Origin of the sequence: Kitasatospora sp. NPDC028055, from assembly GCF_040637885.1 — a bacterium.
Lineage (GTDB): Bacteria > Actinomycetota > Actinomycetes > Streptomycetales > Streptomycetaceae > Kitasatospora.
Genome location: NZ_JBEZXE010000024.1, coordinates 17,011 through 32,267, shown reverse-complemented (window position 1 = coordinate 32,267; position 15,257 = coordinate 17,011). Strand labels below are relative to the sequence as shown.

11 protein-coding genes are annotated in these 15,257 nt (G+C 74.7%); 2 read left to right on the top strand and 9 right to left on the bottom strand.

Annotated elements, in window-relative coordinates; genetic code table 11:
- Position 1 precedes the first annotated feature (1 nt).
- From AB0F71_RS23100 to AB0F71_RS23085, 4 genes are read right to left on the bottom strand one after another with little or no spacing between them, the layout of a single operon-like run.
- Entirely contained in the window at positions 2-1,837 is a 1,836-nt protein-coding gene (locus AB0F71_RS23100; protein ID WP_360237503.1) for an IucA/IucC family siderophore biosynthesis protein, read from the bottom strand.
- Complete coding sequence (locus AB0F71_RS23095; RefSeq protein ID WP_360237501.1) at positions 1,815-3,251, bottom strand: SidA/IucD/PvdA family monooxygenase; 1,437 nt, start codon at positions 3,249-3,251, stop codon at positions 1,815-1,817. Before AB0F71_RS23095 ends, AB0F71_RS23100 begins: the two co-directional genes overlap by 23 nt.
- 9 nt (positions 3,252-3,260) lie before the next feature.
- Positions 3,261-3,935, bottom strand: coding sequence for a GNAT family N-acetyltransferase (locus tag AB0F71_RS23090; protein WP_360237632.1), 675 nt, complete (start codon positions 3,933-3,935; stop codon positions 3,261-3,263).
- Positions 3,827-5,629: an IucA/IucC family protein gene (locus AB0F71_RS23085; protein ID WP_360237499.1), complete on the bottom strand. Its 1,803-nt coding sequence runs from the start codon at positions 5,627-5,629 to the stop codon at positions 3,827-3,829. Before AB0F71_RS23085 ends, AB0F71_RS23090 begins: the two co-directional genes overlap by 109 nt.
- Before the next feature lie 368 nt (positions 5,630-5,997).
- Between AB0F71_RS23085 and AB0F71_RS23080 the strand changes: the two genes are divergently transcribed.
- Both AB0F71_RS23080 and AB0F71_RS23075 read left to right on the top strand, forming a co-directional pair.
- Positions 5,998-7,176 (top strand): hypothetical protein, encoded by a 1,179-nt coding sequence (locus AB0F71_RS23080; RefSeq protein ID WP_360237497.1) that lies wholly within the window; start codon positions 5,998-6,000, stop codon positions 7,174-7,176.
- A gap of 27 nt (positions 7,177-7,203) precedes the next feature.
- On the top strand, positions 7,204-8,424 hold the full coding sequence (locus AB0F71_RS23075; RefSeq protein ID WP_360237495.1) for a hypothetical protein: 1,221 nt from the start codon (positions 7,204-7,206) through the stop codon (positions 8,422-8,424).
- 42 nt (positions 8,425-8,466) lie between these two features.
- Here the strand turns inward: AB0F71_RS23075 and hflX are convergent, their stop codons facing one another.
- The 5 genes from hflX to miaA all read right to left on the bottom strand — a co-directional run bounded on the left by hflX (position 8,467) and on the right by miaA (position 15,140).
- Positions 8,467-9,969: a GTPase HflX gene (gene hflX / locus AB0F71_RS23070; protein ID WP_360237493.1), complete on the bottom strand. Its 1,503-nt coding sequence runs from the start codon at positions 9,967-9,969 to the stop codon at positions 8,467-8,469.
- Positions 9,966-12,308, bottom strand: a complete 2,343-nt coding sequence (locus AB0F71_RS23065) for an HD domain-containing protein (protein WP_360237491.1) — start codon at positions 12,306-12,308, stop codon at positions 9,966-9,968. Before AB0F71_RS23065 ends, hflX begins: the two co-directional genes overlap by 4 nt.
- A gap of 192 nt (positions 12,309-12,500) precedes the next feature.
- Positions 12,501-13,415 (bottom strand): diaminopimelate epimerase, encoded by a 915-nt coding sequence (dapF, locus tag AB0F71_RS23060; protein WP_360237489.1) that lies wholly within the window; start codon positions 13,413-13,415, stop codon positions 12,501-12,503.
- Between the two features lie 47 nt (positions 13,416-13,462).
- Positions 13,463-13,975, bottom strand: a complete 513-nt coding sequence (locus AB0F71_RS23055) for a hypothetical protein (protein ID WP_360237487.1) — start codon at positions 13,973-13,975, stop codon at positions 13,463-13,465.
- A 229-nt stretch (positions 13,976-14,204) separates the two neighbouring features.
- Positions 14,205-15,140, bottom strand: coding sequence for a tRNA (adenosine(37)-N6)-dimethylallyltransferase MiaA (gene miaA, locus AB0F71_RS23050; RefSeq protein WP_360237485.1), 936 nt, complete (start codon positions 15,138-15,140; stop codon positions 14,205-14,207).
- Positions 15,141-15,257 lie beyond the last annotated feature (117 nt).

The following is a 15,257-nucleotide window of genomic DNA, read 5'->3' as shown; positions in this document are numbered from 1 at the left end:
CCTACGGGGCGGGGGCGACAATCCGGTCCCGTTGTCCGGGGCGGCTGCCGGGCAGCCGCACCTCCACGCCGACCAGGGCGTTGGGCACGGTGCCGTGCCGGACGGCGTGCGGGCGGTGCGGGCGGTCCTGGTAGCCGTCCATGAGCAGCCGGTTGCGGTTGAGGCAGAGCCGGTCGATCCGGGGCCGGAACAGGTCGAACAGGTCGAAGCGCTCGCGCAGCTCGGGGAAGCGGGCCTGGTAGCGGTGGATCTCCGCGCGCAGCAGGGCCCAGAACTCGGTCTCGGCGAGGCCCGCCTGCGCCTCCAGCAGCGGGCCGAGGTAGCGGAAGACGCCGATGAACAGTCCGGAGTGGATGAACTGGCACAGCCCCTGGGGGTTCTCCCGCAGCAGCACGTCGGCGACCTCGGGGGGCAGGGCGCGCAGCTCGGGGAGGTCCTGGTCGCTGAGGTTGACGTCGTCGACGAAGTCCTTCACCGCGAGCCGGGTCGGGGTGCCGCGGTCGTCGAAGACCACGATGGCGTTCTCGCCGTGCGGGGAGAAGACCAGTCCGTAGCGGTAGAGGAAGTGCAGCAGCGGCGGCAGCAGCGCGGCGAACAGCCGGGCGGTCCACTCGGCCGGGGTGAGGCCGGAGCGGGCGATCAGTTCGACGGCGAGGGCGCGCCCGTCGGAGCCGGTCTGCAGCAGGGCGGCGAGGGTGCGGGCGCGCTCGTCCTCGGCCAGGAAGGGGCCGAGCGGTTCGCGCCAGATCGCGCCGAGCAGTTCCTTGTACTGGTACGGCGAGTCGGGCATCTCCCGGTAGAGCGGGTGGTCGACGGTGACGGAGGCGATCTCGCCGAGCAGGATCACCCGGCACTCGTCCCGCAGGTACGGGTCGGCGTCGCGCAGCCCGTGCAGCCAGGCGGTGACGGCGGGCGCTGCGAGGGTGCGTTCGACCGGCAGTCCGCGCCAGACCAGGGTGTTGAGGACGGACAGCGGCAGCTTGACGGTGCAGCGCTCGGGGTGGGCGGTGTTGAAGAAGGAGCGGATGGACTGCTGGGGCAGCCGTGGGTCACCGTCCGAGGCCAGCGGGACGATCTCGCCGGAGGCGATCCAGGGCGCGAACAGCGTCAGGACCGTCTCGTCCCACTGCCAGGGGTGGACGGGCAGCAGCAGGTAGTCGTCGGCGTCGGCGCCGAGCGGGGCGCGCAGCGCGGCCTCGTCGTCCAGTTCGCGGGCGTACAGCTGCTCGGGGCGTTCCAGGCCGGGCACGCCGCGGTACTCGGCGAGCCGGCGGTGGACGGCGATCCAGGGCAGCGGCCGGGGGTTGCGGGCCTCCGGGGCCCAGCGGGCGGCGTCGGTGCCGGAGAAGCCGATCCGGCCCTTGTTGGGGACGATCCACGGGTGGCCGCCCTGTCGGCCCTCCAGGGCGGGGTGGTCGAGGTCGGCGAGCTCGGCGGCGGTGAGCGCGGTGGCGAGCTGGCGGGCGTCGGCGGTGAGCGTGGCGGACAGCTCGCGGACCAGGTGGGCGGTGGTGTCGCCGCGCATCCCGAGCGCGTCCCGGGCGTACGGGAGGAAGCGCAGCGGGTCCAGGCCGTCCGGGCGGGAGCAGCGGATCGACCCGGGGTCGACCTGCCAGCTGTCGTAGGCGCCGCGCCGGGCGGCGAAGCGGTACTCGGCCTCGGGGAGCTTGAGCAGGTACTCGCCGTCGAGGGTGCCCGGGACGGGCTTGAGCAGGTCCTCGTAGGCGAACTCGCCGAGCATCTTGGCCAGCAGGGCGCGGCCGGCCCGCTGCCAGTGCCCGGCGGTGAGGTGCGGGGGCAGGTAGAGCGGCGGTTCAGCGGCCGACGGTTGCGGCACGGGACAGCTCCTGGGGGTGGGGGACGACGGGGGTCTGCTCGATCGAAGCGCTTGCGGGCCCGGGCGCGGGCACCGGCCGGGCCGCGGCCGCCGGCCCGGGCGGCGCGAAGCCGGTCCAGGCGGTGCGGCCGGGCAGCCGGTGGACGGTCCGGCCGGTGACGGCGTTGAGGATGACGGCGGCCCGGTGGGCGCCGAGGCCGAGGTCGGGGGCACCGACCCCGTGGGTGTGGAGTTCGGCGTTCTGGACGTAGAGGCCGCCGGTGAGCTCGGGCCGGGTGGCGACCCGGTGGTCGAGGTCGACCCGGTAGCGCCCGGTCTCGTCCCAGTCGATCAGGTGGGCGAGCGGTTCGAGCGCGGCCGGGCGGGCGGCGCGGTAGCCGGTGGCGAGCACCACGGCGTCGGTGCGCAGCACGTGCTCGGCACCGGAGTCGGTGTGCCGGCAGTCCAGTTCGAGTCCACCGCAGGGCCCGGGCCGGGCCGCGGTGACGGCGGTGCCGGGGGTGATCTCGACCGGGGCGGTGTCGATCGGCCGGCCGATGGTGCGCTCGTAGAGGTGGTCGTGGATCTCGGCGAGGGTCTCCGCGCTGGCGGCCTTGTGCAGCTGCCACTGGGCGCTGACCAGGGCGTCCCGGACGGGGCCGGGCAGGCCGTGGAAGTAGCGGGTGTAGTCGGGGGTGAAGTGTTCCAGGCCGAGCTTGGAGTACTCCATGGGGGCGAGTGCCCGGGTGCGGGTGAGCCAGCGCAGCCGGACGCCGTCGTCCTGGTGGCGGCGGAGCAGGTCGAGGAAGACCTCGGCGCCGGACTGTCCGCTGCCGACCACGGTGATGTCCCGGGCGCCCGCGAGCCCGGCCCGGCGGTCCAGGTACTCGGCGGAGTGGAAGGCTCGCGGGTGGTCGGCCAGGGCGGCGAAGGCCTCGGGGAGCACCGGCCGGGTGCCGACGCCGAGCGCGAGGTTGCGGGCCCGTACGGTGCTGCGCCGGCCGGTCGCGGTGTCGGTCAGCTCGACCCGGAACAGCGGGCCGTCCCGGTGCAGGGCGGTGACCTCGGTGCCGAAGCGGCAGTTGGGCAGCCGGTCGGCGGCCCAGCGGCAGTAGTGGTCGTACTCGCGGCGGGGCAGCTGGAAGCGTTCGGCGAAGTAGAACGGGAACAGCCGGTCCTGGGCGCGCAGGTAGTTGAGGAAGGACCACGGGTTGGTCGGGTCGACGAGCGAGACCAGGTCGGCCAGGAAGGGCACCTGCATCCGGGCGCCGTCCACCAGCATGCCGTGGTGCCAGCGGAATTCGGGGCGCTGGTCGCAGAAGAGCGTGCGCAGCCCGGGCACCGGCTCGGCGAGGGCGGCGAGCGAGAGGTTGAACGGGCCGATGCCGACGCCGAGCAGGTCGTAGGGGGGATCGTGGGGTGTCGAGGTGTCCACAGGGGTGTCCTAGGCAGGGAGTGGCGCTTCGCGGTCGCGCACCATCAGCGCTGCGCGCTTGTCGGGCAGGTCGAGTTCGGCGGCGGCCCGGAATCCGGCCCGTTCGAAGGCCCGGACCGAGCGCCGGTTGCGGACGTCCGGTTCGGCCACCACCCGTTGGCAGTCGGGCCGGTGGCGCAGGACGAGTTCGGCGACGGCGGCCAGCAGCTGGGCCCCGAGGCCGCGGCCGCGGCTGGCGGCCGGGCCGAGCAGCAGGTGCACGCCGGTGTCGTGCGGGCGGGCGGGGTAGTGCCCGGCGAGCGGGTCGAGGTCGGCGCGGTAGACCTCCCAGTAGCTCATCGGGGTGCCGTCGAGCAGTCCGAGGCAGGGCATGCTGCGTCCGTCGCCGTCCAGTTGGGCCCGGACGTGCCGCTCGGTGACGGCGGGCGGCCCGGCGAGCTCCCAGAAGGCGTCGACCTCGGGGTCGTTCATCCATCCGGTGAGCAGCTCCAGGTGTTCCGGCAGCCGGACCGGGCCGAGCCGGAACCGGCCGGCCGGGGTGGGGACTTCGCCCCACCCGGGCAGCTCGTCGGGCATCAGGCGCCCGCCACCGGGTTGGGGATGTCCACGTACACGGACTGGGTGGCGACCGGGCCGACCAGTTCGTCGAGGCCGTTGATCCGGGTGAGCAGGTTGGCCTTGCAGGGCAGGGTGGGCGCGTCCAGCAGCAGGGCGGGCAGGGCGGAGCCGGTGGCGGCGGCCCGCGGGCCGGCCAGGAAGCGGCGCAGCCCGGCCAGCAGCACCGTCTCCTCGGCGAGGCCCTGGGAGCCGAGGGCGCCGATCAGCCCGAGCACGTGGTTGATGCCGAGGTAGTAGGCGAAGTGGTGGTCGATGACGTCGTCGGGGAGGAAGGTGTCGCTCTGTTCGCCGAGTCCGGGCAGCCGGGCGGTGAGCCGCTCGGCGGCGCTCTCCCGGTAGTAGTAGCCCTGGTTGTCGCGGTAGCGGCCGCCGCTGGGCCAGCCCTCGGCGTCCAGCAGCACGATGCTGTTCTGCTGGTGGGCCTCCAGGGCGATGCCGCCGCGGCCGTCCAGCCAGAGGACGGGCAGCACGACGGCGTCCAGGTAGCGCAGGAACCATTCGGCAGCCACGGTGCGCAGCGGGCGGCCGGTACGGGCGGCGAGCGCGCGCAGGGTGTCGCCGAGGGCGGACGGCACGGTCGTGCCGGTGCCGCGCGGCTGTTCGGCGACGAACCCGGCGACGCAGAGGGCGCGTTCGGCCGGTCCGAAGGGCTGGGCGCGCAGCACGGTGTCCAGCCCGCCGGGGTCGCCGAGGTCGGGGTGGTCGACGCCGATCCAGGCGGGGTCGCGGACGATGTCGAAGCCGGGGTGGGCGGCCCGCCACTCGGCGGCGAGGCCGCTCTCCAGCAGCCGGTGCACCTCCAGGCCGCGGTGGAGCTCCTTGCGCAGGTTCTCCCGGCGGGAGTTGGTGATCCGCAGGCCGAGCGAGAGCTTGAGCATCCACGGGGTGCCGGGCCGGTAGACGGTGCGCACCGAGGAGGTGGGGTACCAGGGCTCGCCGGCCGGGCCGAGGTCGTGCAGCAGCCCGTCGGCGAGCAGCGCGGCGACGGTCGGGCGGTGGGCGAGTTCGCGGGCCTGCCAGGGGTGCAGCGGCAGGGCGGCGGTGCCGGGCGGCAGGGTCGCGTGGCCGCCGAGCAGGGCGGCGGTGATCCGGTCGGCGCTCTCGGCGACGGCGGAGCCGGCCGCGAGCAGGCCGCGGTCGACGGCGTACCAGTGGACCTGGAAGGAGCCGTGGAGTTCGGGCGAGTAGGCGGCGCTCTGGGCCGGGCCGAGGCCGTCGCGGCTCTTCGGGGTGGGGTGCAGGGGGTGGCCGAGCAGCAGGGCCTGTTCGGCGGCGAGGAAGGCGGAGCGCTCCGGCCCGCCGGGTTCGGCGGCGGTACGGCGGTGGGCGAGGATCTCGGCGGTGCGCACCACCGAGTCGGCGACCCGGGCGGCTAGGTCGGCGACCTGTCCGGGGTCGGGCCGTTCGGCGGCCGCGGCGGCGAGCAGGGCGGCGGCGGTGACGGCGTCCACCGGGGCCGCCGCGGTGCCGTCCCCGGCGGAGAGGGTGGCCGGGCCGAAGCGGTGCCAGCCGCCGGGCGACCAGTGCCGGACGGCGGCGGTGAGCCGGGCGGCCCCGCCGAGGACGTCGATCCGCAGTCGGCCGTCCGCGCCGGGGCGGGCCCCGGTCTCCCGGGCCCAGCAGCGCAACAGGGCTTCCAGGGCCGCCTGTTCGGCGGCGACGGCGGGGTCGGGGTGCAGCAGCGGGTCGGGGCCGGAGGCGGCCCGCTGCGCGGTCGGCGGCGGTACGACGGGCGGGGCTCCGGTGAGGGCGGTGCTCAAGGCTGCTCCTTGGTGCGCGTGGGGGTGCGGACGCGCGCGGGTGGTGGAGGGGATCGGCGGGCGCTCGCACCGTCGCGTCAGGTAAGGGTTACCTATCCCTGACGGGTGATCACAAGGACTGCTCACTCGTCCGGGTGAAGATCGGGGATAGTGCGTCACCGGGCGGGGCGGCCCTGCTGTGCCAACGAGGGGACCGGTTCCGCGTCACGGATCGATGACCTCCGGCCGCTCCCGGAACCCGGGGGCGGCCGCCGTCGTCCTGTACGGCGATGGAAGACTCCAGGGCGGCGGGCCGCCGCACCGAGGACCGACCCGCCACAGTCCGACCGAGTACAGCGTGCACAGCGAGCACAGGGGGAAGCGCACCGATGCCACCGATCCACCGGTCAGCCCTGGCCGCCGCCCTGGTCGCCGGAACACTGCTGGCCGTCAGCGCCTGCGGGCCGGACGGCCCGGCGGGCACCGACCGGACCGTCGCCGCACCGCCGCCCAGCACGGACGCGAGCGGCTCCGCCGCCCCCGGCGGCGTCATCGGCGGGATCACCCTGCCGTCCGGCCTGCCGACCAGCCTGCTGGAGGGCCTGCCGAAGACCTGGGACGACCTGAAGAAGTGGAAGTACGACGACTGGGACAAGTGGGCGTCCAAGCACGTCTTCAACAACCCGGTGGTGAAGGACTTCTGGAACCCGGACAAGATGGGCGACGCCAAGCCCGCCGACCCGGCGCCGCCGACCGCCAAGCCGGCCGCCGCCGACGGCGTGACCGACCCGGAGCCGCCGGTGGTCAAGGCCGTCCAGGTGCCCCGCCCGTACCTCAAGCAGCCCTCCGGGAAGGTGTTCTTCTCCGCCCAGGGCGGCCGGGGCAACTGCTCGGCGACGGTGATCGCCGACCCCCAGCACCCGGGCCGGAGCAACCTGGTCTGGACGGCGGCCCACTGCGTGCACGAGGGCAAGGGCGGCGACTTCTACAAGAACCTGGTCTTCGTCCCCGCCTACAACAACTCGGGCGCCTCCAGCGGCGGCAAGAAGGCCCCGCTGTCCGAACTCGCCCCGCTGGGCACCTGGTGGGCCGACCAGATCGTCACCTCCCCGCAGTGGATGGTCGAGGGCGGGCAGACCGGTGACGCCGCCAACCAGTACGACTTCGCGGTGATGCGCGTGCACAACCAGAGCGACACCGGCAAGTCCCTGGAGGAGACGGTCGGTTCGGCCGTCCCGGTGTGGTTCGACGCGCCCCGCGACCAGCTCAGGGTCTCGGCCACCGGCTACCCGCTGGTCAAGCCCTTCGACGGCCAGGAGCTGTACAAGTGCGACGGCGGCAAGCCCGTCCGGCTGTCCTTCGACCCCAAGCGCCCGTCCATGCTGACCATCGGCTGCAACATGACCCAGGGCGCCAGCGGCGGCGGCTGGTTCGCCACCATGCCGGACGGGCGGACGGCCCTGGTCAGCAACACCTCGATCGGCACCCAGGAGCACACCTCGCTGAGCGGCCCGTACCTGGAGACGGTCGCCAAGCAGGCCCTGGACTGGATCTCCAGGAAGCAGTGACCGGCACCACCAGGGGGACTCCTCAGCTTGCGCACCATCAGCACCACCAGCACCACCGACAGCACCGGCACCAGCACCACTGACACCACCGGCACCACCCGCACCACTCGCCGCACCCCCCGCACCGCGGGGCGGCGGGCCGCCGCGGCCGGCGCCGCGCTGCTCGCCGCCCTGACGCTCACCGCGGCCGCCTGCGCGCCGGACGGCCCCACCGCCCCCGCCACCCCGCCCGCGGCGCTGCCCAAGGCCGCGCCGACCAGCCTGGGCGACCTGAGCGGCTGGAAGCCGGCGGACTGGGCCCGCTACGTCGCCGAGAGCGGCTTCGCCAACCAGGTGCCCCCGGGCTACTGGACGACGGCCCGGACGGAGGCCGCCAAGGCCCGGCCCACCCCCGAGTACGCCCCGACCGCCGCCGCACCCCCCGGGGTCGACCGGGACGCCCCGCCGGCCCCCGTCCAGGCCCGGCCGCAGTCGCACCCGTACGGCCCGGACTCCGCCGTGGTGGGCAGGCTGCTGATGACCACGCCGCAGGGCGACGCGGCCTGCTCCGGCACGGTGGTCACCGACCCGCTCAACCCGGGCCGCAGCAACCTGGTGTACACCGCCGCGCACTGCCTGCACGACGGCCGGGGCGGCGGCTGGGTGAAGAACCTGGTCTTCGTCCCCGCCTACAACCGGGACGGCCAGGCGGGCAACCGGGACGGCCAGCCGGCCCGCGGCAAGCCGGACGGCGAGCAGCAGGCCGCCCCGTACGGCCGGTGGACGGCGGTACGCGCCATGGTGTCGCCGACCTGGCTCCAGGAGAGCGGGGTCGGCGCCCACGACCAGTACGACTACGGGATCGTCCGGGTGCGCGGCGAGTCCGCCTCCGGCCCGTCCCTGGAGGAGGCGGTCGGCGGTTCCGTCCCGGTCTGGTTCAACGCCCCGCGCGAGCAGATCACCTCGGTGGTGGCGTTCGGCTACCCGGTGGAGCGGCCCTTCGACGGCACGGAGCTGGAGCGCTGCGACTCCCCCGCCCCGCCGGGCCGGCTGTCCTTCGACCGGTCCCGCCCGCCGATGTACGCGATCGGCTGCACCATGACCGGAGGCGCGGGCGGCGGCGGCTGGTTCATCACCAAGGACGGCAGGCCCAACCTGGTCAGCGTCAGCTCGCTCGGCAGCCGCGACCCGGCGGGCTACCGGGCCGGTCCGTCCCTCCAGGACCAGGCCAAGCAGGCCTTCGACTACTTCGCCAAGAACGTGAAGTAGCCCCCGGACGCGGAACGTCCGGGGGCCACCTCGACGAGCGGATCAGCCCTGCAGGGCCACCGCGAAGTGCTCCAGCTCGGCGGCCAGCTCGGCCGGCACCTTGGCGTGCAGCAGCGTGCCGTCGCCGGTGTGCTCGGTGGCGATCAGCTCGCCCTCCTTGTGCACCCGGGAGACCAGCGCGCCCTGGGTGTAGGGCACCAGGGCCCGCACCTCGACGGCCGGTCGCGGCAGCTCGTCGTCGATGAGCTTGAGCAGCTCCTCCATGCCGGCCCCGGTGCGGGCCGACACCACGATGGCGTGCGGCTCGCGGCGCAGCAGGCGCTGCAGCACGTGCGGGTCGGCGGCGTCGGCCTTGTTGATCACCACGATCTCCGGCACGTTCTGCGCGTCGACCGAGACGATGACCTCGCGGACGGCGGCCAGCTGCGTCTCCGGCTCGGGGTGCGAGCCGTCGACCACGTGCAGGATGAGGTCCGCGTCGGCGACCTCCTCCATGGTCGAGCGGAAGGCCTCGACCAGGTGGTGCGGCAGGTGCCGGACGAAGCCGACGGTGTCCGCCAGGGTGTAGAGCCGCCCGCTCGGGGTCTCGGCCCGGCGCACGGTCGGGTCCAGGGTGGCGAACAGCGCGTTCTCCACCAGCACGCCCGCGCCGGTGAGCCGGTTGAGCAGGGAGGACTTGCCGGCGTTGGTGTAGCCCGCGATGGCCACGGACGGCACCTGGTGGCGCTTGCGCTCCTGGCGCTTGGTGTCGCGGCCCTTCTTCATGTCGGCGATCTCCTTGCGGAGCTTCGCCATCTTCTCGCGGATCCGGCGCCGGTCGGTCTCGATCTTGGTCTCACCGGGACCACGGGTGGCCATGCCGCCGCCCGAGGAGCCGGAGCCACCGCCACCCATCTGCCGCGACAGCGACTGACCCCAGCCGCGCAGCCGCGGCAGCATGTACTGCATCTGCGCCAGCGAGACCTGCGCCTTGCCCTCCCGGGACTTGGCGTGCTGGGCGAAGATGTCCAGGATCAGGGCCGTCCGGTCGACGACCTTGACCTTGACCACGTCCTCCAGGTGGATCAGCTGGCCGGGGGTGAGCTCACCGTCGCAGACCACGGTGTCGGCGCCGGTGGAGGCGACGATGTCGCGCAGCTCCTTCGCCTTGCCGGAGCCGATGTAGGTGGCCGCGTCGGGCTTGTCGCGGCGCTGGATGACGCCGTCCAGCACCTCGGAACCGGCGGTCTCGGCGAGCGCGGCGAGCTCGGCCATCGAGTTCTCCGCCTCCTCCAGGGTGCCGTCCGTCCAGACGCCGACGAGCACCACGCGCTCCAGGCGGAGCTGGCGGTACTCGACCTCGGTGACGTCTTCGAGTTCGGTGGAGAGGCCGGCGACCCGGCGCAGGGCGGCGCGCTCACTGCGGTCGTACTGGTCGCCGTCGTAACTGTGGCCGAGGTCCTCGTCGATGGCCGCGAGGTCCTCGTCCATGAGGGCTTCCGCTCGCAGACCGTCGAGGCGGCGCGGGGCGTCGGCGTGGTCGCGGGCTTCGAACGTGGAGGTCATTCTGTCCTTTGGTCGCTGGATGGCTTCGGCGTGGTCCCGTGGATCCCACCGGGGCTCCTCTGCCCTGAGAACGCCGTGGACCGGCCGTGAATTCCCCACGATGGTCGCACGCCCGGTGCGGGCCGGTCACCCCCATTTCCGCCGGAGTGCCGGGTCTGCGTCCCCTCGGGGGCGTGCGGGCGGCTGACGTCGTACACCCCGGAAACCTTGAGCATCGCCCGCATCAGGGCGGGCAGCGCGCCCGGCTCGGGCAGCTCGACGGTGTAGGTGTGCCGGACCCGCAGTTCCTGCGGCGGTTCGACCTCGGCGGAGACGATGCCGACGCCCTCGGCGGAGATCGCCGCGGTGAGGTCGGCGAGCAGTCGGGGCCGGTTCAGCGCCTCGGCCCGCAGGGTCACCCGGTGCCCGGCCGCCGGGGCGTCCTCGGGCTGCCAGCGGACCTCCAGTTCGGCCCGGCCGTCGGCGCGCAGCCGCTGCCCGGCGGGGCAGGCGGTGCGGTGCACGGCCACCGCGCCGCCGCGGATCGGGTAGCCGGCCACCGTGTCCGGGGGGACGGGCGTGCAGCAGCGGGCCAGCCGCACCTGCGCCCCGGGCCGGCCGGCCACCACGACGGGGGCGGAGCGGCGCTCGCCCGCCCGGTGCGCGGGCGGGGCGGGCTGGCCGCCGGCCGGGCCGGTGCGCACCACCGGCAGCCCGACCGGGTGGTCGGCCAGCCAGCGCTCGATGGCCAGCCGGGCGGCGGGGGTACGGGCGTGCGCCAGCCACTCCGGGGACGGCCCGGACGGCTGGGCCCCGCCGCCGGGCGGGAGGCTCTCGGTGAGCACCGCCAGGACGTCCCCGTCCTGCAGCGGGGTGGACAGCGCGGTGAGCCGGCCGTTGACCCGGGCGCCGATACATCGGTGGCCGGTCTCCTCGCCGAGCAGGTAGGCGGCGTCCACACAGCTGGCCCCGGCCCTCAGCTGAAGCGTTTCACCGCTCTCCGTCACCACGGTGATCTCGCGGTCCCCGGCCAGGTCGGCGGTGAGCGCGGACCAGAAGGCGTCCGGGTCGGGGGTCTCCTGCTGCCACTCCAGCAGCCGGCTGAGCCAGCCGGGCCGGGCCGGGTCGGTGCGGTCCAGCTCGTCGGTGTCCTGGGCCGGCCCGGCCGGGGACGGGTCGCCGAGCGCGACCACCCCGGTCTCGGCCACCTCGTGCATCCGCCTGGTCCGCACCAGCACCTCGACCACCGCGCCGCCCTCCAGCGCGACGGCGGTGTGCAGCGACTGGTAGAGGTTGAACTTGGGGGCGGCGACGAAGTCCTTGAACTCCCCGGGCAGCGGCGTCCAGCAGGTGTGCAGCTCGCCGAGCACCGCGTAGCAGTCGGCGTTCTCCTCGACCACCACCAGCAGCCGCCCGAAGTCGGCCGGCTGCGGCTCCTGCGGCCGGCCGTCCCGCCCGGGCGCGGCGGCCCGCTTGATCAGCACCCGGTGCAGCGAGACGCAGTGCCGGGGCCGTACCGTCACCTCGGCGGCGACCCCGGTCTCGGCGAGCTGGCGGGCCAGCCGGCGGGCGAAGGGCTCCAGCACGGTGTCCGGCTCGGCCTCGTGACCGGCCATCAGGCCCCGGGTGCGGGCGTACTCCTCGGGGTGCAGGGTGGCGAAGACGATGTCCTCCAGCTCCGCCTTGAGGACCTGGATGCCGAGCCGCTCGGCCAGCGGGATCAGCACGTCCCGGGTGACCTTGGCGATCCGCACCTGGCTGGCCGGCTTCATGTGCCGGATGGTGCGCATGTTGTGCAGCCGGTCGGCGAGCTTGATCACCATCACCCGGACGTCGTCCCCGGTGGCGACCAGCATCTTGCGGAAGGTCTCGGCCTCGGCGGCGGCACCGAAGTCGACCTTCTCCAGTTTGGTCACCCCGTCGACCAGGTAGGCGACTTCGGGCCCGAACCCGGCGCCCACCTGCTCCAGCGTCAACTCGGTGTCCTCGACGGTGTCGTGGAGCAGCGAGGCGACCAAGGTGGTCGTCCCGGCGCCGAGTTGGGCCAGGATCATGGTGACGGCCAGCGGATGGGTGATGTACGGCTCGCCGCTCTTGCGCTTCTGGCCGCGGTGGCTGGCCTCGGCCAGCCGGTACGCCCGGGCCAGCAGGGCGAGGTCCGCCTGCGGGTGGTGCCGCCGGTGCACCTGGACCAGCGGTTCCAGGGCGTCCGGCACGGGCGGCCGGCCGGTGGCCAGCAGGGCGGCCCGCCCGGCCCGGCCGAGCGCGGCCCGGCCGAGCTCCCCCAGGGGCCGCCTGGCCCCGGCCTGCCGTGCGGTCGTCGGCTGCCCCGTGAGGGACTGCCCGGCTTCGATGGTCATCGGCACCTCCGGCAACGTCGCCGGGCGCGACCCCTTGCGGGGGGCTGATCCTGCTACCCCTCCCAGGGGCGATCGACCCGGTGGTCCATGCTACCGAGCAGAGCACGTTCCGCGACGCCGTGATTCCCGTCTGCGACCGCTATCACCCGATCGGGGGGATTCGTCACCGTACGAATTGGGCAAACCGGGCCGTCACCGTCGGCCGATCGACTCCCACCAGCGCGGGTCGAGCCGCCCCTCCGCCACGATCACCGCCGGACCGGTCATCTCCACCCGGCCGTCCGGGTGCTCCGTGATGACCAGTCGGCCGCCCAGCACGTCCACCGTGTAGGCGACCGCCTCGCCGGTGACCGCCGGGTCCGCGCCGTCCCGGCGGATGGCCGCCACCGCGACGGCGCAGGCGCCGGTGCCGCAGGAGCGGGTCTCGCCCGAGCCGCGCTCGTGCACCCGCATCGCCACGTGCCGCGGGCCGCGGTCCACCACGAACTCGACGTTGACGCCCTCCGGGTAGGCGCCCGCGGGGCTGGTGAGCGGGGCGGCGAAGAGGTCCCCGGCGTGGTCCAGGCTCTCCACGAAGGCCACCGCGTGGGGGTTGCCCATGTTGACGTTCAGGGCGGGCCAGCGCCGCTCGCCGACCGCGACCTCGATGCCGTCCGGCCCGGGCAGCTTCGCCCGGCCCATGTCGACGGTGACCTCGCCGGGCGTGCCGTCCGCGGCGTCCTCGGCGACCGTCGCGGTGAGCACCCCGGAGCGGGTGGCGATCGCCAGCTCGCCGGGCTTCGCCAGGCCCGCCTCGACCAGGAAGCGGGCGAACACCCGCAGGCCGTTGCCGCACATCTCGGCGATGCTGCCGTCGGAGTTGCGGTAGTCCATGAACCACTCGGCCCGGTCGGCCTGGTCCGCGGCGGCCGGGTCGGCGGCCGCGCGCACCACGCGCAGCAGCCCGTCGCCGCCGATGCCCGCCCGGCGGTCGCACAGCGCGGCGACGGCCTCCGGGCCGATCTCCAGCAGGCCGTCCGGGTCCGGCACGATCACGAAGTCGTTCTGGGTGCCGTGGCCCTTGAAGAAGGGGAGACCGGCCGGCCGCTGAGGAGAGGATGCGCTCACCCCACCGATGGTACTGAGGGCGCCGGCGGGGCGGGCCGGGGCCCGGCTCAGCGCAGGTAGGCGACCCGCCACACCGCGAGCGCGCAGGCGGCCAGCGCGATCAGGGTGTAGACCACGATGGCCTTCCAGCCGGCCCGCTGCCCGGAGCCCCGGCGCGGCAGTCCCGGCCACTTGTAGCCGGCGTGCCGGGCGGCCATCGCGCCCCAGCCGACCGAGGCGGCGGTGAACAGCAGCCCGAGCATCCCGACCATGGTGGCCCGCGCCCCGGCCGAGCCGAAGGCGAGCGGGAAGGCGAACATCAGCGAGCCGAGGGTGCCGAGCAGGGCGATCGGCAGGGTCTGCCACCAGCGGAGCCGGCGCCGCGGCCGGATCTCCCGCTCGTGCACGGCGGCGTCCGGCGGGGTGCGGGTGTCCAGTGCGGGCACCGCGGCCGCGTACGAGGTCGGCGCCTCCAGCCCGGTCAGCACGGGGAGGTCGCCCCTGGTCGACTCGTCGAACTCCTCGGCCGGTGCGGTGACACTCCCGCTCTGGCCGGATTCGGGGCCGGTACCCGTCGACACGCGGCCTCCCCTGACAGTTCGACACGAGCGGACTCGCGGCCGGGCACGGTCGGCCCGCGCGGGCCGACCCTTACGGCATCGATGATGGCATGTCCAGAGGGGGCGTTCGGGCCCTGCCCGGGGTCCTCGGGTGATCCGTGGCCATCACGTGATCGGGCCGTGACCCCCGGTTCGTCCTGCACGGTCGCCTGCGCGCGCAGCTGCACCGCCGAATTGGCCGGAACAGGCCCTATGCGGCCGGAACTCCCTGACGGTCGATCAGTTCCAGGGACCGTTCCAGCAGCTCGACCGGGTCGGTCCCGGCCGGCCGGGAGAGCCAGTGGATGCGGTCGTCCCGACGGAACCAGGACTCCTGGCGGCGGGCGAAGCGCTTGGTGGCCCGGACCGTCTCGGCCCGTGCCTCGTCCTCGGTGCACTCCCCGGCGAAGTGGTCGAGCACCTGCTGGTAGCCGAGCGCCCGGGAGGCGGTCCGGCCCTCCCGCAGCCCGACCCGCTCCAGCGCGCGCACCTCGTCCAGCAGCCCGGCCTCCCACATCCGGTCGACCCGCAGGGTGATCCGCTCGTCCAGCTCGGGGCGCGACACCGCGACGCCGATCTGCACCGCCTCGTAGACCGCGGTGTTGCTCGGCAGGTTGGCGGTGAACGGCTGCCCGGTGATCTCGATGACCTCCAGGGCGCGGACGATCCGGCGCCCGTTGCTGGTCAGGATCGCCTCGGCGGCCGCCGGGTCCAGCCCGGCCAGCCGCCGGTGCAGCGCGTACGGGCCGTCCTGCTCCAGTTCGGCCTCCAGCCGGGCGCGGACCTGCGGGTCGGTGCCGGGGAACTCCATCTCGTCGATCGCGGCCCGGACGTACAGCCCGGAGCCGCCGACCAGGACGGGGGTACGCCCGGCGGCCAGCAGCCGGTCGATCTCGGCCCGGGCCAGCCGCTGGTACTCGGCGACGCTGGCGGCCTCGGTGACGTCCCAGACGTCCAGCAGGTGGTGCGGCACTCCCCCGCGCTCGGCCACGGTCAGCTTCGCCGTGCCGATGTCCATCCCCCGGTACAGCTGCATCGAGTCGGTGTTGATCACCTCGCCGCCGAGGCTGCGGGCGATGGCGACGGCCAGGTCGGACTTTCCGGCGGCGGTCGCGCCGACGATGCTGATCACACGGGAGCTGCTCACCGCTCCAGTCTCCCAAACCGGCGCGGCACCCGGGGCCGGGCTGCCGCCCGCCGCCGACTGCGCGAGGATGTGACTGTTCCCCGGACCGCCTCCGGCCCGCCCCGCACCGGGCCGGCT

Bases quoted from the DNA above. Each gene is read 5' to 3' on its own strand.
- AB0F71_RS23080 (WP_360237497.1), top strand. From the start codon at position 5,998: ATGCCACCGATCCACCGGTCAGCCCTGGCCGCCGCCCTGGTCGCCGGA.
- hflX (WP_360237493.1), bottom strand. From the start codon at position 9,969: ATGACCTCCACGTTCGAAGCCCGCGACCACGCCGACGCCCCGCGCCGC.
- AB0F71_RS23065 (WP_360237491.1), bottom strand. From the start codon at position 12,308: ATGACCATCGAAGCCGGGCAGTCCCTCACGGGGCAGCCGACGACCGCA.